The organism is Pseudomonas putida W15Oct28, from assembly GCF_000708715.2.
Taxonomy (GTDB): Bacteria; Pseudomonadota; Gammaproteobacteria; order Pseudomonadales; family Pseudomonadaceae; genus Aquipseudomonas; species Aquipseudomonas putida_R.
The window spans coordinates 109,201-128,992 of sequence record NZ_JENB01000018.1; the positions used below are offsets into that span (position 1 = coordinate 109,201).

20 protein-coding genes are annotated in these 19,792 nt (G+C 63.5%); 13 read left to right on the forward strand and 7 right to left on the reverse strand.

Annotation, left to right across the window (positions count from 1 at the left end):
• Nucleotides 1-32: 32 nt before the first annotated feature.
• Nucleotides 33-335 carry a hypothetical protein gene (locus tag AK81_RS14915; protein WP_016498698.1) on the reverse strand — a complete coding sequence of 101 codons (303 nt, stop codon included), beginning with the start codon at nt 333-335 and terminating at the stop codon, nt 33-35.
• 154 nt (nt 336-489) lie between these two features.
• Between AK81_RS14915 and AK81_RS14920 the strand changes: the two genes are divergently transcribed.
• The 4 genes from AK81_RS14920 (at nt 490) to AK81_RS14935 (ending at nt 4,223) form a co-directional block, all read left to right on the forward strand.
• The gene (locus AK81_RS14920) at nt 490-966 is read left to right on the forward strand and encodes a PaaI family thioesterase (protein WP_043200045.1); all 477 of its coding nucleotides are present in this window, start codon (nt 490-492) and stop codon (nt 964-966) included.
• Nucleotides 963-1,445, forward strand: coding sequence for a PaaI family thioesterase (locus AK81_RS14925; RefSeq protein ID WP_043200046.1), 483 nt, complete (start codon nt 963-965; stop codon nt 1,443-1,445). Before AK81_RS14920 ends, AK81_RS14925 begins: the two co-directional genes overlap by 4 nt.
• A 69-nt stretch (nt 1,446-1,514) precedes the next feature.
• Complete coding sequence (gene htpG / locus AK81_RS14930; protein WP_043200048.1) at nt 1,515-3,419, forward strand: molecular chaperone HtpG; 1,905 nt, start codon at nt 1,515-1,517, stop codon at nt 3,417-3,419.
• 78 nt (nt 3,420-3,497) lie between these two features.
• The gene (locus AK81_RS14935) at nt 3,498-4,223 is read left to right on the forward strand and encodes a dienelactone hydrolase family protein (protein ID WP_043200049.1); all 726 of its coding nucleotides are present in this window, start codon (nt 3,498-3,500) and stop codon (nt 4,221-4,223) included.
• 117 nt (nt 4,224-4,340) lie between these two features.
• On the opposite strand, the gene AK81_RS14940 is transcribed toward AK81_RS14935, so the two are convergent.
• On the reverse strand, nt 4,341-5,204 hold the full coding sequence (locus tag AK81_RS14940) for a pirin family protein (RefSeq protein WP_043200050.1): 864 nt from the start codon (nt 5,202-5,204) through the stop codon (nt 4,341-4,343).
• Between the two features lie 117 nt (nt 5,205-5,321).
• Between AK81_RS14940 and AK81_RS14945 the strand changes: the two genes are divergently transcribed.
• Nucleotides 5,322-6,329, forward strand: coding sequence for an amidohydrolase family protein (locus AK81_RS14945; RefSeq protein WP_043200051.1), 1,008 nt, complete (start codon nt 5,322-5,324; stop codon nt 6,327-6,329).
• A gap of 167 nt (nt 6,330-6,496) precedes the next feature.
• Here the strand turns inward: AK81_RS14945 and fabB are convergent, their stop codons facing one another.
• The 5 genes from fabB to AK81_RS14970 form a co-directional block, all read right to left on the reverse strand.
• The gene (fabB, locus tag AK81_RS14950) at nt 6,497-7,717 is read right to left on the reverse strand and encodes a beta-ketoacyl-ACP synthase I (protein ID WP_016498705.1); all 1,221 of its coding nucleotides are present in this window, start codon (nt 7,715-7,717) and stop codon (nt 6,497-6,499) included.
• Between the two features lie 11 nt (nt 7,718-7,728).
• A complete protein-coding gene (gene fabA / locus AK81_RS14955; protein ID WP_043200053.1) occupies nt 7,729-8,244 on the reverse strand; it encodes a 3-hydroxyacyl-[acyl-carrier-protein] dehydratase FabA in 516 nt (171 codons plus the stop codon).
• A gap of 207 nt (nt 8,245-8,451) precedes the next feature.
• Complete coding sequence (locus tag AK81_RS14960; RefSeq protein WP_043200055.1) at nt 8,452-10,383, reverse strand: ATP-binding protein; 1,932 nt, start codon at nt 10,381-10,383, stop codon at nt 8,452-8,454.
• The gene (locus tag AK81_RS14965; protein WP_043200056.1) at nt 10,380-11,270 is read right to left on the reverse strand and encodes an ABC transporter substrate-binding protein; all 891 of its coding nucleotides are present in this window, start codon (nt 11,268-11,270) and stop codon (nt 10,380-10,382) included. Before AK81_RS14965 ends, AK81_RS14960 begins: the two co-directional genes overlap by 4 nt.
• The gene (locus AK81_RS14970) at nt 11,270-13,417 is read right to left on the reverse strand and encodes a TonB-dependent receptor plug domain-containing protein (RefSeq protein WP_193393766.1); all 2,148 of its coding nucleotides are present in this window, start codon (nt 13,415-13,417) and stop codon (nt 11,270-11,272) included. Before AK81_RS14970 ends, AK81_RS14965 begins: the two co-directional genes overlap by 1 nt.
• A gap of 210 nt (nt 13,418-13,627) precedes the next feature.
• Here AK81_RS14970 and AK81_RS14975 point away from each other — a divergent pair, with 210 nt between their 5' ends.
• The 8 genes from AK81_RS14975 (at nt 13,628) to AK81_RS15010 (ending at nt 19,681) form a co-directional block, all read left to right on the forward strand.
• Entirely contained in the window at nt 13,628-14,653 is a 1,026-nt protein-coding gene (locus tag AK81_RS14975; protein ID WP_043200059.1) for an NAD(P)H-dependent glycerol-3-phosphate dehydrogenase, read from the forward strand.
• Between the two features lie 36 nt (nt 14,654-14,689).
• Entirely contained in the window at nt 14,690-15,037 is a 348-nt protein-coding gene (locus tag AK81_RS14980) for a DUF4389 domain-containing protein (RefSeq protein WP_043200061.1), read from the forward strand.
• On the forward strand, nt 15,034-15,492 hold the full coding sequence (gene sixA, locus AK81_RS14985; RefSeq protein ID WP_043200062.1) for a phosphohistidine phosphatase SixA: 459 nt from the start codon (nt 15,034-15,036) through the stop codon (nt 15,490-15,492). Before AK81_RS14980 ends, sixA begins: the two co-directional genes overlap by 4 nt.
• Before the next feature lie 112 nt (nt 15,493-15,604).
• Nucleotides 15,605-15,979, forward strand: a complete 375-nt coding sequence (locus AK81_RS14990; RefSeq protein ID WP_043200064.1) for a hypothetical protein — start codon at nt 15,605-15,607, stop codon at nt 15,977-15,979.
• Nucleotides 15,980-16,072: 93 nt separating this feature from the next.
• Nucleotides 16,073-16,861: an alpha/beta fold hydrolase gene (locus AK81_RS14995; RefSeq protein WP_043200066.1), complete on the forward strand. Its 789-nt coding sequence runs from the start codon at nt 16,073-16,075 to the stop codon at nt 16,859-16,861.
• Nucleotides 16,858-17,712, forward strand: a complete 855-nt coding sequence (locus AK81_RS15000) for an alpha/beta hydrolase (RefSeq protein WP_043200068.1) — start codon at nt 16,858-16,860, stop codon at nt 17,710-17,712. Before AK81_RS14995 ends, AK81_RS15000 begins: the two co-directional genes overlap by 4 nt.
• 109 nt (nt 17,713-17,821) lie before the next feature.
• Nucleotides 17,822-18,616 (forward strand): DUF4892 domain-containing protein, encoded by a 795-nt coding sequence (locus tag AK81_RS15005; RefSeq protein ID WP_043200069.1) that lies wholly within the window; start codon nt 17,822-17,824, stop codon nt 18,614-18,616.
• A gap of 12 nt (nt 18,617-18,628) precedes the next feature.
• Entirely contained in the window at nt 18,629-19,681 is a 1,053-nt protein-coding gene (locus AK81_RS15010; RefSeq protein ID WP_043200070.1) for an AI-2E family transporter, read from the forward strand.
• Nucleotides 19,682-19,792: the final 111 nt, after the last annotated feature.

The following is a 19,792-nucleotide window of genomic DNA, read 5'->3' on the forward strand; positions in this document are numbered from 1 at the left end:
CCGACAGTGTCGGGTTTTTTTGTTTTAGCCAATTACTGCTTGGCAGGTTCTGCCGGAGCAGTTTCTGGCGCAGGGGTAGCTGGCGCGGCTTCCGGAGCCGGAGTAGCCGGAGCGGCTTCTTCGGCAGCCTTCTGCTCGGCTTCAGCCTGATCTTTGGCGGCTTCAGCGTTTTCCTTGGCGGCTTCGTTCATTTTATCCTGAGCTTCGCCCGCTTTCTCCTGGGCTTGCTCGGCGTGTTGCTGTGCGTCCTGGGCTTTGTCTTCGCTCGCTTTATCGCAAGCGGCCAGGCCCATGGCAGCGGCCAGCATCAGAGCAAAAGCAAAAGGTTTACGCATGGGGGTGTTTCTCCTTGGTGGAATAAGTGACTTGTTCCTTCGAGTGCAACTACGCGGAATAAGTTCCGCGAAGATTACAGATATATAACGCCCCGTTCTATATAGACTTTTTAACATTTTTATGCCGCTGCGGCAGTACGGGTGGAAACAGCGAATGAGCGATTCAACCTTGATGGCCATGGCCGAGCGTTTTCTTTCGGCCCTTAAACACTGTCAGTTGCTGAACATGCGCGTGGCGCAGGCCGATGGCGATGGCATGACCCTGGTGCTGCCGTGGTCGCCGGCCATTGTCGGCAACCCGCAAACCGGCGCCGTGCATGGCGGGGCGCTGACCACGCTGATGGACACCACTTGCGGCATGGCCACCCTGTGCGTGCTGCCGCGCTTTGAGGTGTGCCCCACACTGGACCTGCGCATCGACTACATGCACCCGGCCGAAGCCGGCAAGGACATCTACGGGAACGCCCAGTGCTACCGGGTTACCCGCGACGTGATCTTCACCCGTGGCACCGCCTACCAGGATGACCCTGGCCAGCCGATCTGCCAGGTGGTGGGTACGTTCATGCGCCTGGGCCAGGACATCAAGGGCGGTATCCGTTTCGGCAATAACCTGAAGGAGGGCGGCGTATGATTCCGCAGGCGATTCGCCAGCAACTCAACGCCGCCCACGCGGTCGGTGATTACCGGCCACTGCTGGCGCTGATCCCCTACGCAGGGCTGATCGGCATCGAATGCGAGCGACAGGGCGACGACCTGTTGTTCCGCCTGCCGGCCAACCCGGACAACATCGGCAACCCATTACTGCCCGCCATACATGGTGGCGTGATTGCGGGGTTCATGGAGCTGTCCGCCGCGCTGTACCTGCTGATCTACAGCGAAAGCGCGAGTATTCCGAAGGTGATCGATTTTTCCATCGACTACCTGCGCGCCGGGCATTTTCGCGATACCTACGCCCAGTGCCAGCTGTGGCGCCAGGGCCGCCGGGTAACCAACGTGGCCATCACTGCCTGGCAGGGCGACAGACAAGCGCCAATCGCCACCGCCCGTGCGCATTTCAAGATCGAGCCGGAAAAGCCCTTGAAATCATCCGGGCAGCCCCCATCTGAATGACATCCGCCATTAACGCAGGCCGAACCGGCCGCCAGGCGCAACTGCCATCAGATCGGAGTTTCGAAGACCATGACTGTGGAAACACAAAAAGAAACGTTGGGCTTCCAGACCGAGGTGAAGCAACTGCTGCACCTCATGATTCATTCGCTGTACTCGAACAAGGAAATCTTCCTGCGGGAACTGATCTCCAACGCCTCCGACGCCGTGGATAAACTGCGTTTCGAAGCCCTGGCCAAGCCAGAGTTGCTTGAAGGTGGCGATGAACTGAAAATTCGCCTGAGCTTCGACAAGGATGCAGGTACCGTTACCCTCGAGGACAACGGCATCGGCATGAGCCGCGAAGACGTCATCGCTCACCTGGGCACCATCGCCAAGTCCGGCACCGCCGACTTCATGAAGAACCTCACCGGTGACCAGAAGAAGGACTCGCACCTGATCGGTCAGTTCGGTGTGGGCTTCTACTCCGCGTTCATCGTGGCCGACAAGGTCGACGTGTACAGCCGTCGCGCCGGTCAGCCTGCTGCCGAAGGCGTGCACTGGTCGTCGAAAGGCGAGGGCGAGTTTGAAGTCGCCACCATCGACAAACCACAACGCGGTACCCGTATCGTCCTGCACCTGAAGCAGGAAGAGAAAGAGTTCGCCGATGGCTGGCGCCTGCGCAACGTGGTCAAGAAGTACTCCGACCACATCGCCCTGCCTATCCAGCTGCCGAAGGAGCAGGCTGCCGCCGAAGGCGAAGAGCAGCCGGCCGAAGAGTGGGAAACCGTCAACCGTGCCAGCGCCCTGTGGACCCGTCCGCGTACCGAGATCAAGGACGAGGAATACCAGGAGTTCTACAAGCACATTGGCCATGACTTCGAAAACCCGCTGGCCTGGAGCCACAACAAGGTCGAAGGCAAGCTCGAATACAACTCGCTGCTGTACGTGCCGGCCCGCGCACCGTTCGACCTGTACCAGCGCGAAGCGTCGCGCGGCCTGAAGCTGTACGTGCAGCGTGTGTTCATCATGGAACAGGCCGAATCGTTCCTGCCGCTGTACCTGCGCTTCATCAAAGGTGTGGTCGACTCCAACGACCTGTCGCTGAACGTGTCCCGCGAAATCCTGCAGAAAGACCCGATCATCGAGTCGATGAAGACTGCGCTGACCAAGCGCGTGCTGGACATGCTGGAGAAGCTCGCCAAGAACGAACCTGAGCAGTACAAGGGCTTCTGGAAAAACTTCGGCCAGGTGCTGAAAGAAGGCCCGGCCGAAGATTTCGCCAACAAGGAGAAGATCGCCGGCCTGCTGCGCTTCGCCTCCACCCACGACGACAGCGGCGAGCAGAGCGTTGCCCTGGCCGACTACCTGGCTCGCGGCAAGGAAGGCCAGGACAAGATCTACTACCTAACCGGCGAGTCGTACGCGCAGGTCAAGAACAGCCCGCACCTGGAAGTCTTCCGCAAGAAAGGCATCGAAGTGCTGCTGCTGACCGACCGTATCGACGAGTGGCTGATGAGCTACCTCAACGAATTCGACGGCAAGGCTTTCGTCGACGTTGCCCGTGGCGACCTGGACCTGGGCAACCTGGATTCGGAAGAAGACAAGAAAGCCCAGGAAGAAGTCGCCAAGGACAAGGAAGGCCTGGTCGAGCGCCTGAAGGGCGCGCTGGGTGACAGCGTGGCCGACGTGCGCGTGTCGCACCGCCTGACCGACTCCCCGGCGATCCTGGCCATTGGCGAGCAGGACCTGGGCTTGCAAATGCGCCAGATTCTGGAAGCCAGCGGGCAGAAGGTACCGGAGTCCAAGCCGATCTTCGAGTTCAACCCGGGCCACCCGCTGATCGAGAAACTGGACAACGAGCAGAGCGAAGACCGCTTCGCCGAGCTGTCGCACATCCTGTTCGATCAGGCGGCCCTGGCGGCCGGTGACAGCTTGAAGGACCCGGCGGCCTACGTTCGTCGCCTTAACAAGCTGCTGGTCGAGCTGTCTGCTTGAGTTGATGTAAAGGAAAGCCCGCTTCGGCGGGCTTTTTTCATGGCGGGCTTTTTATAGAAAGTGCCTAAGGAGTGCTTGATGAGCAAGGTAATCGTCGAATCGCTGGTTTATCACCTGTCCGGCAAGGCTTACGAAAGCCGCCTGGTCTATGAGCCAGGGGCGCTGGGCCGCCCAGGCCTGGTGATGGCGCCTAACTGGATGGGTATTGGCGAAGGTGCCGAGCGCATCGCCAAGGAAGTGGCCGAGAAGGGCTATGTGGTGCTGATTGCCGACCTGTACGGCCAATCGGTGCGCCCGTCCAATGCCGACGAGGCCGGCGCGGCGATGATGCCGCTGAAGAACGACCGTGGCGAGCTGCGCAAGCGTATGCAGGAAGCACTGTCGCAACTGCTGGGGCAGTCGAAGGCGCTGCTGGAGCCTGGCAAGGTTGCCACGTTTGGCTTCTGTTTCGGTGGTTGCTGTGCGCTGGAGCTGGCCCGTGCCGGCGCCGACCTGCGTGCGGCGGTGTCGTTCCACGGCACGCTGGACACGCCGAACCCTGAAGATGCAAGGCACATCAAGGGCTCGGTGCTGGTGCTGCACGGTGCATCCGACCCGTTGGTGCCGAAAGAGCAATTGCCAGTGTTCGAGGACGAGATGAACGCTGCCAAGGTCGACTGGCAGTTGCTGAGCTATGGCGGGGCGGTGCACTCGTTTACCGACCCGAATGCCAACGTGCCGGGCAAGATGCAGTATGACCGCCGCACCTCGGAGCGGGCCTTCCGTTCGATGCATAACCTGCTGACCGAAGTGTTCCAGCGCTGAGATTGCAGGGGGCCGCTTTGCGGCCCATCGCCGGCAAGCCAGCTCCCACAGGTGCAGCGCATGCCGCTCTTTGTGGGAGCTGGCTTGCCGGCGATGGGCTGCAGAGCAGCCCCAAAATTACCGGGGCAGCTCGATTCTTGAGGTTTCCCCGGGTACAACCGGCCAATCCCCCGCAGCCCAGCGCGCCCTGGCTTGCTCGATCAGTTCCGGGTCACTGGCCACGAAATTCCAGTTCATCCGCCGCGGCCCATCCAGTGGCTCCCCGCCAATCAGCACCAACTGGCACTCTGCGTCGGCATACAACGTCACGTCCTCGCCCTCCGGCAACACCACCAGGCTACAAGGCTCCACTTCCTCCTCATTCAGCACCAACTCGCCATCCAGCAGATAAAGCGCCCGCTGCACGTGGTCATTCGGTATCAGCAGCGTCGTCGCCGGTTGCATCTGTACGTGCGCATAAAGGGTGGGGGAGAGCACCGGCACCGGTGACTCCAGGCAGAACCCGGTGCCAGCAATCATGCAAATGCGCACCCCGAGGTTGTCACTGACCGGCAGGCTCGCCGCCGGGTGGTGGCTGTAGCTCGCCGGGCCTTGTTCATGCGCGCGCGGCGAGGCCAGCCACACTTGCAAGCCGTGCAGGCGCGAACCATGAGCCAGGGCATCTGCAGGCGTACGCTCGACATGGGCCACGCCGCTGCCCGCCGTCATCCAGCTGACATCGCCGGGCAGCACCCGCTGCTCTGAGCCGAGGCTGTCCTTGTGCAGGATCGCCCCCTCGAACAGATAGGTCAGGGTCGACAGGCCGATGTGCGGGTGCTGGCGGATGTCCATGCCATGCCCCGGGGTATAGTCGGTTTCGAGCATATGGTCGAAGAACACGAACGGGCCGACGCTACGGCACTGGGCTGCCGGCAGCGGGCGCAGGATCGGCTGGCCCTCGACCGACTCGGCACGTGGGCGGATGATCAGGGGGCTGCTCATGCGGTGGGCTCCAGGCGAGGTGGAAATGCCTCAAGCATAGCGGTTTGCCCGCTGCGGCTGAACCGTCTCGTTTGCTGGCCGGTCTACTGTTTCCATACTCGTAGAAGGAAGCTGCCCATGATTGCCAGAGCGCTGGCCTGCGTGATGTTGTCTGGCTGGCTGTGCCAGGCGGCACAGGCGCGCGACTACCGCTACAGCGATGCCCACCTGCACTACGTCGACTTCTTCCAGGAAAGCGAAGGCATGCCGGCGTTGCTAAAGGCCATGGATGCGGCAGGCATCGAGCAGTCGATGATTTCCGGCATACCGGTGGCCAAGAAATGGCACGAAGACGAGCCCAAGCGCCCGCGCTATTACGCCGGTGACGATGCCGATGCCTACTGGTACAGCGCCACCGATACCTACGTGGCGGCCGCCCTGCAGCAGTTGCCGGCAGAGCAGCGCAAACGCTTTCATCCGTTCCTGACCGGCTTCAACCCGGTGGACAAGAATGCTGTCAGCCATATCGAGCGCATGCTCGATATGTATCCGGGGCTGTGGCAGGGCATTGGCGAGGTGTTCACCCGTCACGATGACCTCACAGCGCTCACCAGTGGCGACACGCCACGCGCCAACAACGAAGCCATGACGCGCATTTACCACCTGGCGGCCGAGCGTGACCTGCCGGTGCTGCTGCATTCCAACATCACCTCAAAGCGCGAGCGCAACCCGTTGTACCTGGCGGAGATCGAAGAGCCGCTGCGCAATCACCCGCACACGCGGTTCATCTGGGCGCACGCCGGCAGCAGCATGGAGATTCACCGGCACCAGACGCAGATGGACTTTCTGCTGCCGGTGCTGACGCGGTTGCTGGAGGATTACCCGAACCTGTATGTCGACCTGTCGTGGAGTGTGCTGAAGCCTTATCTGCTGGATGACAAGGGCGTGCCGCGCAAGGCTTGGGTGGCGTTGGTCGAGAAATACCCGGAGCGGTTCATGCTGGGGTCGGATGTGGTGGGGCGGTTTGGCAGCTTGGGGGAACAGATGCACGGGTTCAGGCCGTTTCTGGATGCTTTGCCAGAACAGGTAGCCAAAAAAGTGGCCCGCGATAACTTTCTGGCAGTGTTGCCCAAGGTTAATCAGTAGCCTGTGCCGGCCTCTTCGCGGGCTTGCCCGCTCCCACAGGGTCTTCAGCACCCTTCAGGCCTGTGCAGTCCCTGTGGGAGCGGGCGAGCCCGCGAAGAGGCCGGTAAAGGCTACAAATAAAAACGCCCCGAACCAGTCGGGGCGTTTTCGATTACAGCATCAGCGTCTTACTTGCCTTCCCAGCGCTTGAGCACCAGGGTGGCGTTGGTGCCGCCGAAGCCGAAGCTGTTGCTCATGACCGTATCGATCTTGGCGTTTTCCAAGGTTTCGCGCTGGATCGGCAGGTCAGCGACCTCCGGGTCCAGTTCGTCGATGTTGGCGGAGCCGGCGATGAAGTTGTTTTCCATCATCAGCAGGCAGTAGATCGCCTCGTGCACACCAGCGGCGCCCAGCGAGTGACCCGACAGGCTCTTGGTCGAGCTGATCTTCGGTGCCTTGTCGCCGAATACCGCGCGAACGCCCTTGATCTCGGCAACGTCACCGACCGGGGTCGAGGTGCCGTGGGTGTTCAGGTAGTCGATCGGGGTGTCGACGGTGGACAGTGCCTGCTGCATGCAGCGGATGGCACCTTCGCCGCTCGGGGCAACCATGTCGTAGCCATCGGAAGTAGCACCGTAGCCAACGATTTCGGCGTAGATCTTGGCGCCACGGGCCAGGGCGTGTTCCAGCTCTTCGACCACAACCATGCCGCCGCCACCAGCAATGACGAAGCCATCACGGTCGTTATCGTAGGCACGCGAGGCCAGTTCCGGGGTTTCGTTGCGCTTGGTCGACAGGGCGCCCATGGCATCGAACAGGAACGACTGGCTCCAGTGCTCTTCTTCACCGCCACCGGCGAAGACAATGTCTTGCTTGCCCCACTGGATCTGCTCCAGGGCGGTACCGATGCAGTGTGCCGAGGTGGCGCAGGCCGACGAGATCGAGTAGTTCAGGCCCTTGATCTTGAACGGGGTGGCCAGGCACGCCGAAACGGTGCTGCCCATGGTGCGGGTGACACGGTATGGGCCGACGCGCTTGACGCCTTTCTCGCGCAGGGTGTCCAGCGCTTCCATCTGGTTCAGGGTCGAGGCGCCGCCGGAGCCAGCTACCAGCCCGGTACGCGGGTTGGAAACCTGCTCTTCGGTCAGGCCTGCGTCCTTGATCGCGTCCTGCATCGCCAGGTAGGCGTACGCCGCAGCGTGGCCGACGAAGCGGTAGACCTTGCGGTCGATCAGTTCTTCGAGGTTGAGGTCGATGGACCCGGAAACCTGGCTGCGCAGCCCCATTTCCTTGTATTCCGGGTTGAAGCGGATACCCGGACGGCTTTTACGCAGGTTTTCGGTGACGGTAGCTTTGTCATTGCCCAGGCACGATACGATGCCCAGACCAGTGATAACGACGCGGCGCATGCGAATAACCCTTAGAAATTGTCAGTGGAGGTGAACACGCCGACCCGCAGGCCTTCGGCAGTGTAGATCTCACGGCCGTCGACGCTGACCGAGCCGTCGGCGATGGCCATGTTCAGCTTGCCCTTCAGGACGCGCTTGATCTGAATGTTGTAGGTGACTTTCTTGGCTTGGGGCAGTACCTGGCCGAAGAATTTAACCTCGCCCGAGCCCAGGGCGCGACCGCGGCCCGGCAGGCCTTGCCAGCCGAGGAAGAAGCCTACCAGCTGCCACATGGCATCAAGGCCCAGGCAGCCCGGCATGACCGGATCGCCTTCGAAGTGGCAGGCGAAGAACCACAGGTCCGGGTTGATATCCAGCTCGGCGACCAATTCACCTTTGCCGTACTTGCCGCCTTCTTCGCTGATATGGGTGATGCGATCGACCATCAGCATGTTCGGCGCGGGCAGTTGCGCATTACCTGGGCCGAACAGCTCACCGCGACTGCAGCGCAGCAGGTCTTCCCGAGTAAAGGCGTGTTGTTTGGTCATGCGAGCTCCTCAATAACCCCCTGCGGCAGGGGATGAATCTTCCCGGCCGGCCTGATACGCATCGCGTTCAAGACGGCAGCCTACAGGTAGACTATTGCGTTGTGGTGAAAGTCACAGTGCACCCGGTGAAAGAAGTACAGGTGTGCACTGAAACGTCTATTTTCAGGTCCGATGAACGTCCTGTCCAGTCTTTAAGACTGCCGCACTTTAGCATTTATCGCCAGTCACGGTTGTCTGACCGGGTAGCCAGCGCTGCAGCACCTGCTGCAGCTCGGTACGCCGCAAGGGTTTGCTGAGGTAGTCGTCCATGCCAGCGGCCATGCAACGCTCGCGGTCACCCTGCATCGCATTGGCAGTCAAGGCGATGATCGGTAACCCGGCGCCGTTGGGCAATTGGCGGATACGCCGGGTTGCTTCATAGCCGTCCAGGTGCGGCAGGCGGCAGTCCATCAGCACGGCCGCAAAGCGCTGCCGGCTGACCAGGTCGACGGCCTCAAGGCCATCTTCGGCTGTGTAGACCGCCAGGCCCAGGCTGCGCAGCATGGCTTCGATGACGCTCTGGTTGACCGGATTGTCCTCTACCAGCAGCACCTGATCACTGCCGGGCACCGTGGTTTTCGCGTGCGTTGGCAATGTCGGCGGGCTGGGGGGAGGGCTGGCCAGGGCCAGCGGCATCTCCAGGGTAAATGTAGAACCCAGGCCTTCGCGGCTTTCACCGCGCAGCTTGCCGCCCATGCGTTCGGCCAGGGTGCGGGCGATGGACAGGCCCAGCCCGGTGCCGCCGTAACGGCGGGAGATCGAGCTGTCGGCCTGCTGGAAGGCCACGAACATCATCTCCAGGCGGTCGCTGTCGATGCCGATACCCGTGTCGCGCACACTGCAGGTCAGCCAGATCAACTGGCGGTCGAGCACCTGCCAGCGCGCTTCGACCTGAACCTGGCCGCGTTCGGTGAACTTCAGTGCGTTGCCGACCAGGTTCAGCAGGATCTGGCGGATGCGTGTGGGGTCGCCGTTCACCTGCAGCTGCTCGATGTCGGCCGGCAGTTGCAGGTGCAGGCCAAGGCCGCGCTGCTGGGCACTGTGCTGGAACGACAGGACGCAGCTGGTAATCAGCTCGCCCAGGTTGAAATTGATGTGCTCCAGCTGCAGCGCGGCGCGTTCGATGCGCGAGAAGTCGAGGATATCGTTGATGACTTTCAGCAAATGCCCGGTGGATTCGCTGGCCACTGCGGTGTAGTCCGCCTGTTCGGTACTTAGCTGCGTGGTTTCCAGCAGCTGCAGCATGCCCAGCACGCCATTCATCGGGGTGCGCAGCTCGTGACTCATCATCGCCAGGAAGTCCGATTTGGCGCGGTTGGCTTGTTCGGCCTCCTCGCGGGCCTGGATCAGCTCGGCAATGGCCTGCTTCTGTTCATCGCTGGCTTGCTCCAGGGCGCTGGCCAGGTTGTTGATGTGGCGGGCCAGGTGGCCCAGCTCGCTGTCATCGACCACGGGCAGCGGGGTGTTGTACTCGCCCTGCTGTATGGCCTTGACCGCATGGCCCATGTCGCTGATCGGCTTGGCCAGGCTCAGGGCCAGGCGGCGCGCCAGCAAGAAGGTGAACAGCAAGGCGAACAGCGCCAGGATGCCGGCCTTGATCACGATTTCCTGTTGGCGTTGGCTGAAGGCGTCGTCGGACATGCCGACGATTACGCGGCCCAGGTAGTCATCGCCGATGGCGGGTGTGGCGGCCTTGCCCTGCTGCAGGAAATCGCTGTCCAGGCGGATTTGCTGCAGGCGGATGGGCGCCTGGAACACCTCGACGCGTTGCGCGCGGTTGGCGCTTTCGTCGGACTGCTCGACGTACACAAGGATGTGATTGCGGCTGTCCTGCACTTCGAGGAAGCGCACATGCGGGATGCTGAGGGTGGCGCGCATCAGGCCTTCGAGCACTTCGTTGTTGCCCGAGATCACCCCGTATTCCGAGGCCGGAGCCAACTGGTTGGCGATCAGCTGCCCGGTGTGGTTGAGCTCCTGGCGCAGGTCCTGGATGCGCACGAAGGTGAAGAAGCTGATCAGCAGCAAGGTCAGCAGCAGGGCAGGGCCCAGGCTGATGATCTGCGTGCGGGTGTGGATGTCCCAACTCAGGCGCTTGCTCATGGGGTGGGTTCTCCTTCGGCCAGGGCCTTGGCAGCGGCGTTCGGATCAATCGGTTCCAGGCCCAGGGCGCGCGCCACCTGCTGGTTGCCACTGACGCCGAAGCGTGCCGGGTACAGGCTGCGCGGCCAGCGTGCCGGCGGCTGGTCGAGCAACTGGTCAAGCACCGCCAGCCAGTCATCCTGGTCGCTGTAGGTGCTGGCCAGGGCGCCGGCGCGGACAAAGCCGGCGTTCGGGCCGATCAGCGCCATCTGCCGGCCATAACTGCTCAACAACAGGTTCTTTGCAGTCTTGGAGTTGTACAGGTCTGGGTCATCCAGGCCCAGCAGCACATCGCTGTTACCCAGCAGGTGCTGCAGGGGCCGGCTGTCACGCAGGTCGGGCCAGTCCTGGGCAATGATTTCCAGGCCTAGCGGGCGGGCCGCGTGGCGCAGCTCTTCAAGCAGGAAAGCACTGTGCTTGCCGTACAGCACACCAATGCGCTGTGCCTGTGGCAGCAGGTAGCGCGCCAGGCGCAGTTGTCGGCCCAACGGCGGGTCGCTCCACAGCAGGGTGAGGAACGCCGGGCGCGACTTTCCCAGGCGCTGCTCAGCCTGCACCCGGCTTATCCGCATGGCCAGGGCTGGGGGGCCGGCGTTTTCACCCAGGCGCCACTCCAGGGCGGCGTTATCGAGCAGAATCAGGCGCTGGTCGGTTTTAAGCTGGCCAGGGCGTGGCAGGGCGGCGGCGGTCTGGAAATGCACATGATCGTGCGGCCGACGGTTTTCGAGTGCGGCGACGAAGCTGCGGATGCCAGGCTGGTCTTGCGCGCCTACCAGCAAAATTTCGCTGGCGGACAACGGCCCCAATGGCCACAGGCACAGCAGCAACAGGCGCAGCACCAGGGCCATCAGAAGGCCAGCTCCGCGCTGAAGCTGAGGCGGTGGCGGCTGTCGTAGCGGTTCTGCACGGTCGTGGTCGGCTCGTCGTCCAGGCGTTGCTGCCACAGCGCAGCCAGTTCCAGGTTGCTGCCCTGCACCCGAAGCCGCTTGGCCAGGCGCAGGTCCAGGCGCTCGTAGCGGTACTGGTTAAGCGCATCGTCACCGTAGTAGAACAGCGCACTCGACCAGCCATCGCCCCATTCGCGCATCCACCCCACCGAGCCGCTGTTGCGGGCGCTGAGGCGGCGGTCGTCGGGGTTGCTGGCCCAGGCATCGACATAGGCGTAGGTCAGGCGCAGGCGGTCACGCAGGGTGGGGCGCCAGTCCAGTTGCGCCTCACTGCCGCTGAAACGGGCCTTGTTGGCGTTGCTGGCGATGTACTGGTTGTTGCGCAGGGGCTCGCTGATCATGCCGGTGATCTCGTCGTAGAACAGCTTCACATCCATGCTCAGGTCGATGTCGCTGAAATAGCCGTTGTAGCCCAGTTCGCGCGAGCGCATGCGCTCCTGGTCGAGGTCGCCCGGGCCGCGGGTCTTGACGAAGTATTCGCCATGCTGCTGGCCGAAGGCGTTGCGGCTGAGGTTCTTGACCGTGTAGCTCCAGTTGATGTTGTTCTCGAACATGTCGGGCGAGCGCACCGCCTCGGAATACACCGCGCGCAGGCCATGGCGTGGGGTAATCAGGTAGTTGACCGCGACGCGCGGGGTCAGCGAGCTTCCCGACAGGCGCGAGTCTTCGAACATCGCCCCGCCCTGCAAGATCCAGTGCTCGTCGGCGCGCCATTCCAGCTGGCCGAACAGGCGCCAGGTCTGGTCGTCGATGCTGCCGTTGAAGTAGGTTTGCGAGTCCGCACGATCATAGCGGTAGTTCATGCCGCTGAGCAGGCGCAGGCTGTCGGTCAGGCTCAGGGTGTCCTGAATTTCCAGGTCATAGCGGGTTTCGCGGGTGCTCTGGTCGACATCGCCGCAGACCGGCTGGCTGCCACCGGCCTTCCATTGCGCCTGCACTTTGTCAGAGAGCGCACTCAGTACCGGGTCGTTGGTCGTTGGCAGGTTGCCCAGGGCAACCCCGCGCGCCACTTTTTCGGCAAAGTCGGGGTTCATCTGCCAGAGCTGGGTCAGTTCGGCGCTGAAAGACTGCAAGGCATCACAGGCGCGCCACACTTGCTGGCGGTCAAAGTGCTGCGCCGAGCCCTGGATATAGAGGCTGTGCTCGGAACTGAAATCCTTGGTCCAGCGCAATGAGCCGGCGTAGTCCTTGGCATTGACGTCGGCGTTGTTGCCTGCCTCGTACTTGGCGAATACCGGCTGATAGGTATAAGGCCGCTGGTTGCTGCCTTCCTTGGCCGCCAGTTGCCATTCCAGGGTCTGGTCGTCTGCCAGGTTGTGGCTGGCACTGAGGTTGAAGCGGGTCAGCCGGCGGCTGTCCCGGTAATCCTGGCCGAACTGGTCGTGGTCGAAGCCGTCGTCCTGTTGGCCCGACAGCGACAGGCGCATGTCGCCGCCGTCCCAGCCGAAGCCGTGGCTGGCATAGAAGTCGTTGATGCCGTCTTCGCCGCGGGTCACTTTCAGCCGTGTGCCATGGCTGTCGGCGGGGTTGCGGGTGAGGATGTTGACCACCGCCATCAGCGCGTTGGCACCGTAGCTGACTGTGTTGGGGCCGCGAAACACCTCGATGCGCTCGATGTCTTCCATGGCCAGGGGGATGTCGCTCCAGTCCACCGTGGCCAGGCCGGCGCGGTACACCGAGCGGCCATCGATCAGCACCTGCATGCGCCGCGCTTCGCTGGCGTTGCTGCCGTGGTAGTTGACCGTCGGCTGGTTGCCGGCGCCGTAGCCGATCATCATGCCCGGTACCAGGCGCAGCAGTTCGGGGATGTCACGGGCGCCGCTGGCGCGGATCAGCTCGCTGTCGAGTACGGTCATGCTGCCCGGGACTGCTGCCGGGGATTGTTTCAGGCGCGTGGCGGTCAGAACCTGCGGCAGGTCGCTGTTGTCGATGAACAGGTCGTCGGCCAAGGCCGGGCCACCGAGCAGGGCGGTCAGTATCAGCAGGCGCGGGAACGGGGGCGAGCCAGGGAACACGGGGCAGCCTTGTATCAGGATTGAAACAGGCATGGTAACTGACCTTGGCGTATTTTCCAGTGATCTGCGTCGGCTGTTCTGGCCCTTTCCCGGATGAACCCGCTTCCACAGCTGCTGAGCGCTGTGCTGTAACTGGGGGCGCGGGCTTGCCCGCGAAGAGGCCAGTACTGACACTGGTTCTGTAGCAGGCGAGCCGTATAATGGCGGGGTCGCCACTTAACTTTTGGCTTTAACGGATTGGATATGACTGAACAGCAACCTGTTGCAGTTCTGGGAGGCGGCAGCTTCGGCACCGCCGTGGCGAACCTGCTGGCGGAAAACGGTGTGCCGGTGCGCCAATGGATGCGCGACCCGGCGCAGGCCGAGGCCATGCGCGTCAATCGCGAGAACCCGCGCTACCTCAAGGGCATCCGCCTGCATGATGGCGTGGAGCCGGTCAACGACCTGCTGGCCACCTTGCAGGCCAGCGAATTGATTTTCGTCGCCTTGCCCTCAAGCGCCTTGCGCAGTGTGCTGGCGCCCCACGCCGAGCTGTTGCGGGGCAAGGGTCTGGTCAGCCTGACCAAGGGTATCGAGGCGCAAAGCTTCAAGCTGATGAGCCAGATCCTTGAAGAGATCGCCCCCGACGCCCGCATCGGCGTGCTGTCTGGCCCCAACCTGGCCCGTGAGATCGCCGAGCATGCGTTGACCGCCACGGTGGTCGCCAGCGAGGACGAAAACCTCTGTCAGCAAGTGCAGGCCGTGCTGCATGGGCGTACCTTCCGCGTCTACGCCAGTGCCGACCGCTTCGGCGTCGAGCTGGGCGGGGCGTTGAAAAACGTCTACGCCATCATCGCCGGCATGGCCGTGGCCTTGGGCATGGGCGAGAACACCAAGAGCATGCTGATTACCCGTGCCCTGGCCGAGATGACCCGCTTTGCCGTCAGCCAGGGTGCCAACCCCATGACCTTCCTCGGCCTGGCCGGTGTCGGTGACCTGATCGTCACCTGCTCCTCGCCCAAGAGCCGCAACTACCAGGTGGGCCACGCGCTGGGCCAGGGCCTGAGCCTGGAACAGGCAGTCAACCGCCTGGGCGAAGTGGCCGAAGGCGTCAACACCCTCAAGGTGCTCAAGGCCAAGGCGCAGGAGGTGCAGGTGTACATGCCGCTGGTGGCGGGCCTGCATGCCATTCTGTTCGAAGGCCGCACACTGAACCAGGTGATCGAGCACCTGATGCGCGCCGAGCCCAAGACCGATGTCGATTTCATTTCCATCAGCGGTTTCAACTGAGCCCTTGGCGGCTCTGACACGAGCAAGGAGCAAGACATGAACGATACGCCCGAACGCGCCCAGCGCGAGTCGATCATCCTGCGGGTGATGTGGATGCTGGTGTTCCTGGTGGTCTGGCAACTGGCCGAGTTGCTGCTCGGCGGCCTGGTGCTGGTGCAGCTGATCTACCGCCTGGTGTACGGCGCGCCCAGCGCCAGCCTCATGAACTTCGGCGACAGCCTTAGCCAGTACCTGGCGCAAATCGGCCGCTATGGCAGCTTCCACACTGAGCAGAAGCCCTGGCCGTTTGCCGACTGGCCAGCACCGCGTGCCCCGGAAGGCGAGGCGCCGCATGCCGTGGCCCCGGCCCCGCACCCGGTGCGGGACGAGGAACCCAAGCTGTGAAGCTGTGGGTGCTGCGCCACGGTGAAGCAGAGCCGCGGGCCAATACCGACGCCGAGCGCCGACTGACCGCCCACGGCCGCGAGCAGGTGCTGCACAGCGCTGCCCGCCTGTTGGGGCAGCCGCTGCAGGCGATTATCGCCAGCCCCTATGTGCGCGCCCAGCAAACGGCTGCGCTGGTGCATGACACGCTGGGTTTCAGGGAGCCGGTGCGTACCGTGCCCTGGTTGACGCCAGAAAGTGATGTGCAGCAGGTCATCGGCGAAATCGAGCGGCTGGGCCTGGAGCATGTGCTGCTGGTCAGCCACCAGCCGCTGGTGGGGAATTTGATTGGTGCGCTGGAGCATGGTCACCAACAGCAACCCGCGGCCATGAGCACTGCCAGCCTCGCGGAGCTGGAAGGGGATTGGCCACTGGCTGGGCTGATGACCCTCCGGGCAATCAACCCGCCGGTGTGATCCCCCGTAAATCAAAAAGGCAACTGGCATTTTTGTCAGTTGTCGCACTTGATGGCCTCTTGCTAGCGTTGCCCCAAAGCCACCAGGCAGGGAGCAGCGGATGAGGGGTGATATGCGGGAGCTGTTGAGTTCCCTGGACCTGCAACCCACCGTGGACAAGGTGGAGCAAGGCGTCACGCTGGACTTTGCCCAGTACAGCCTGCTGCGCGACTCGGCCGACGCCAAGCTCTACCAGCTGATGCACAAGGTCAACGGCAACGGCAGCCTGGAGCTTTCCACCAGGCAGCAAAGCGAGCAAGACCTGCGCACGTTGCAGGACGCTTGCCTACGCGTCTCCCACCTGCTGCAAACCAGTTGCCTGGCCTTGCGCCGCCTGCAGCTCGACTTTCAGGACCAGCGCCTGGCCCGTGAGGCGCTGGAAAGCCAGTTGGCCTACATGCAAGCCTGCTTGCGCCGGTCTCTGGCCAGCTTCGACCGCTCGGCGTGACCTGATAGCCCTCGTCGATGACCTTTCCGGATGTTGCTGAATGGCGCCCCGATGCAGACAATGAGCCATCATCTTCCGTCCGGACCAGGCGCCATGTCGCAGCAGATCTTCTTCGCTCATGCCAACGGTTTCCCCTCGGCCACCTACGGCAAGCTGTTCGCTGCCCTGGCGCCGGACTACCAGGTGCAGCACCTGGCCCAGCACGGGCACGATCCGCGCTTTCCGGTGGACGACAACTGGCAGAGCCTGGTCGATGAGCTGCTGCATCACCTGGCGCAGCAGGACCAGCCCATCTGGGGTGTCGGGCATTCGCTGGGAGGTGTGTTGCACCTGCACGCTGCCTTGCGCCGCCCCGAGTACTACCGCGGCGTGGTAATGCTCGACTCGCCGGTGCTCACCCGTGCCGACCAGTGGCTGCTGCGCACCGCCAAGCGTTTTGGCTTCATTGACCGCATCACCCCGGCCGGCCGTACCCTGGGGCGGCGCGAGGTCTTCAATGACCGCGACAGTGCCCGGGACTATTTTGCCGGCAAATCGCTGTTTCGCCATTTTGACCCCGACTGCCTCGAAGCCTATGTAGAACATGGCTTGCAGGCGATGGAGCAGGGGCTGCAATTGCGCTTCGACCCGGCCACCGAAATCAGTATCTACCGCAGCATCCCGCACACCAGCCCCGCGCCCGCACGGCAGTTGCAGGTGCCGCTGGCCATGGTGCGCGGCGAGCGCAGCAACGTCATTCGCCGTCACCACACCCTGGCGGTGCGCGGCATGCCCAAAGGCGAATACCACAGTGTGCCCGGCGGGCACATGTTCCCGCTGGAGCGCCCGACCGACACCGCCAGCCTGATCAAGGGCCTGTTCGACCGCTGGAGCCAGGCATGAGCGCGCAGGTAGAGGAAGTGCGCCTGAGCCTGGGCCATGTCGAACTGGCTGCGCACCTGTTCGGCCCTGAGGACGGGCTGCCGGTGATCGCCCTGCATGGCTGGCTGGATAACGCCAACAGTTTCGCCCGCCTGGCGCCGCAACTGCGGGGCCTGCGCATCGTCGCCCTGGACCTGGCCGGGCATGGTTACTCGGAACATCGCCCGCCGGGCGCCGGCTATGCCCTGGCCGACTATGCGCACGACGTGCTGCGGGTTGCCGAGCAACTGGGTTGGCGGCGTTTCGCCCTGTTGGGCCATTCGCTGGGCGCAATCATTTCGGTACAACTGGCCGGTGCCTTGCCCGACCGGGTCAGCCACCTGGCGTTGATCGACGGCGTCATCCCGCCGACCGGTGCCGAGCAGGACGCAGGCGAGCGCTTGGGGATGGCACTGCAAGCCCAGTTGCGGCTGGATGGTAAACGCAAGTCGGTGTACGCAACGCTGGAAGAAGGCGTGCATGCACGGATGAAAGGCATGGTCGCGGTCAGCCGCGAGGCAGCCGAATTGCTGGCCCAACGTGGCCTGATGCCGGTGCCCGGTGGCTACAGCTGGCGCAGTGACAGCCGGCTCACCCTGCCATCGCCGGTGCGCTTGAGTGAAGCCCAGGCCATGGCTTACGTGCGCCGGGTGAGCTGCCCGGCGCTGTTGGTGGTGGCGGCTGACGGCATGCTGGCGCGCCACACCGCGTTGCTGGAGCAGCTACCCTTTGAGCAGGTGACGCTGCCCGGTGGCCATCACCTGCACCTGAATGATGAGCAGGGCGCGGCCCTTGTCGCAGACTGTATCAATCGCTTCTTTGGCTTTGCTTGACTTGCACCGGACAAGTGTCGAGGCTTGGCGGGTTGAACAGGGAGACAACCATGCAACTGCCAGACATCCTGGAGCTTCATTTCGGCGCAGTGCGCCGCCTGGTTCGCCAATGAGCGCGCCTGTTGCAATCCGTAATGCTGTCGCCGCCTGCCTGGCGCTGGCCAGCCCTGTGTTGTGGGCCGGCAGCCTGCCGGTACCGGTGGACGCCAAGGTCGTCGACCAGCGCCCGGCCGTGGAGCAGGAGCGCGTCTACCCCATGGGCCCGCTGCGCAAGATCAGCGGCCGCCTGCGGGTCGAGGACAAGGTCGAGAGCCGCGGCCAGGTCAGCTCGGTAACCTACGAGTTGCCGGTCGAACGTACTGCCCGTGAAGCCTTCACCAGTGCCCGCGAAGAACTGCAGCGCGACGGCGGTTACCCGTTGTTCTGGTGCCAGGGCCGCGATTGCGGCGAGGCCAGCCTGTGGGCCAACGATGTATTCGCCAATGCCCGCCTCAATGGTGGCGACGAGCAGCAGGCGTTCATCCTGCTGCGCCGCTCGGCTGAAGAGGCCGACACCCTGGTCGCGCTGTACAGCGTTACCCGCGGTAACCGCCGCGCCTACCTGCATGTGGAAGAGTTCGTCGCTGGCAGCCCGCTGGGCGAACTGCTGCCGACCGCCGCCACGGTGCTGCGCGAAATGCGCGACACCGGCAAGCTCGACTACCCTGACCTGGCCGCGCCGCAAGACACCTGGGCAAACTTGCTGGCCCGCAGCCTGAACCTGGACAGCACCTTGCGCGCCAGCCTCAGTGGCGCCCAGGCCGAAGCCTGGCGCGAGGCGCTGGTCAAGGCCGGGGTGCGCAATGGCCGCCTTGAAGTCGGTAGCGCACCCACCGACGGCCTGCACCTTGAACTGATCCGTTGAACGAGCACCACCATGGTTAATAATGATCGCCTGCTGATCCAGATTCTGCTGCTGGCCCTGCTGGGTGCCGGCTTGTGGGTGATGGCGCCGTTCATCTCGGCGCTGCTGTGGGGGGCTATCCTGGCTTTTGCCAGCTGGCCGCTGATGCGCTTGCTGACGCGTGTGCTGGGTGGGCGTGAAACCCTGGCAGCCAGCCTGTTGACCATCGCCTGGATCCTGATCGTGGCCCTGCCGCTGGTGTGGCTTGGGTTCAACCTGGCCGATCACATTCGCGATGCCACGGCGTTTGTGCGTGACGTGCAGGTCGACGGCCTGCCCGATGCGCCGGCCTGGCTGGGTGGCATTCCGTTTGTTGGCGAGCGCCTGGTCAACGGGTGGCAATCGCTGGACCAGCAGGGCGCGGCCTTGCTGGCCTCGGCCAAGCCATACTTCGGGCAGGTGGGTAACTGGTTGCTGGCGCGCAGTGCGCAGATCGGCAGCGGCGTGCTGGAACTGACCCTGAGCCTGGTGTTCGTGTTCTTCTTCTACCGCGACGGGCCACGCCTGGCGGCATTTGTGTTGCGCTTGCTGCACCGCCTGATGGGCGAGCGCGCCGAATATTACCTGGAGCTGGTAGCCGGCACCGTGCAGCGGGTGGTCAACGGGGTAATTGGCACGGCGGCCGCGCAGGGCCTGCTGGCGCTGATCGGCTTCCTGATCGCCGGGGTGCCCGGGGCGATCGTGCTGGGCCTGGTGACCTTCATGCTCAGCCTGATCCCCATGGGCCCGCCACTGGCCTGGATCCCGGCCACCGGTTGGCTGGTGTGGAAGGGCGAGTACGGCATGGCGGTGTTCCTGGGTATCTGGGGCACCTTCGTTATCAGCGGCGTGGACAACGTGCTCAAGCCGTACCTGATCAGCCGTGGCGGCAACCTGCCGCTGGTGATCGTGCTGCTGGGTGTTTTCGGTGGCTTGCTTGCCTTTGGCTTCATTGGCCTGTTCATCGGGCCGACCTTGCTGGCGGTAGGCTACAGCCTGCTGCTGGACTGGAGCCGCAACGCCGCCCAGCAGCCGCCTCAGCAGTAATCCTGTGCTGGCCTCTTCGCGGGCACGCCCGCTCCCACAGGTACTGCACAGTCTCCAAGGCCTGTGTTGTACCTGTGGGAGCGGGCGTGCCCGCGAAGAGGCCAGCACAGG

What these genes read in the sequence shown, in the direction of transcription:
- AK81_RS14915 (WP_016498698.1), bottom strand. Translation starts at nt 335, where the DNA reads ATGCGTAAACCTTTTGCTTTTGCTCTGATGCTGGCCGCTGCCATGGGC.
- AK81_RS14920 (WP_043200045.1), top strand. Translation starts at nt 490, where the DNA reads ATGAGCGATTCAACCTTGATGGCCATGGCCGAGCGTTTTCTTTCGGCC.
- AK81_RS14925 (WP_043200046.1), top strand. Translation starts at nt 963, where the DNA reads ATGATTCCGCAGGCGATTCGCCAGCAACTCAACGCCGCCCACGCGGTC.
- htpG (WP_043200048.1), top strand. Translation starts at nt 1,515, where the DNA reads ATGACTGTGGAAACACAAAAAGAAACGTTGGGCTTCCAGACCGAGGTG.
- AK81_RS14935 (WP_043200049.1), top strand. Translation starts at nt 3,498, where the DNA reads ATGAGCAAGGTAATCGTCGAATCGCTGGTTTATCACCTGTCCGGCAAG.
- AK81_RS14940 (WP_043200050.1), bottom strand. Translation starts at nt 5,204, where the DNA reads ATGAGCAGCCCCCTGATCATCCGCCCACGTGCCGAGTCGGTCGAGGGC.
- AK81_RS14945 (WP_043200051.1), top strand. Translation starts at nt 5,322, where the DNA reads ATGATTGCCAGAGCGCTGGCCTGCGTGATGTTGTCTGGCTGGCTGTGC.
- fabB (WP_016498705.1), bottom strand. Translation starts at nt 7,717, where the DNA reads ATGCGCCGCGTCGTTATCACTGGTCTGGGCATCGTATCGTGCCTGGGC.
- fabA (WP_043200053.1), bottom strand. Translation starts at nt 8,244, where the DNA reads ATGACCAAACAACACGCCTTTACTCGGGAAGACCTGCTGCGCTGCAGT.
- AK81_RS14960 (WP_043200055.1), bottom strand. Translation starts at nt 10,383, where the DNA reads ATGAGCAAGCGCCTGAGTTGGGACATCCACACCCGCACGCAGATCATC.
- AK81_RS14965 (WP_043200056.1), bottom strand. Translation starts at nt 11,270, where the DNA reads ATGGCCCTGGTGCTGCGCCTGTTGCTGCTGTGCCTGTGGCCATTGGGG.
- AK81_RS14970 (WP_193393766.1), bottom strand. Translation starts at nt 13,417, where the DNA reads ATGCCTGTTTCAATCCTGATACAAGGCTGCCCCGTGTTCCCTGGCTCG.
- AK81_RS14975 (WP_043200059.1), top strand. Translation starts at nt 13,628, where the DNA reads ATGACTGAACAGCAACCTGTTGCAGTTCTGGGAGGCGGCAGCTTCGGC.
- AK81_RS14980 (WP_043200061.1), top strand. Translation starts at nt 14,690, where the DNA reads ATGAACGATACGCCCGAACGCGCCCAGCGCGAGTCGATCATCCTGCGG.
- AK81_RS14990 (WP_043200064.1), top strand. Translation starts at nt 15,605, where the DNA reads ATGCGGGAGCTGTTGAGTTCCCTGGACCTGCAACCCACCGTGGACAAG.
- AK81_RS14995 (WP_043200066.1), top strand. Translation starts at nt 16,073, where the DNA reads ATGTCGCAGCAGATCTTCTTCGCTCATGCCAACGGTTTCCCCTCGGCC.
- AK81_RS15000 (WP_043200068.1), top strand. Translation starts at nt 16,858, where the DNA reads ATGAGCGCGCAGGTAGAGGAAGTGCGCCTGAGCCTGGGCCATGTCGAA.
- AK81_RS15005 (WP_043200069.1), top strand. Translation starts at nt 17,822, where the DNA reads ATGAGCGCGCCTGTTGCAATCCGTAATGCTGTCGCCGCCTGCCTGGCG.
- AK81_RS15010 (WP_043200070.1), top strand. Translation starts at nt 18,629, where the DNA reads ATGGTTAATAATGATCGCCTGCTGATCCAGATTCTGCTGCTGGCCCTG.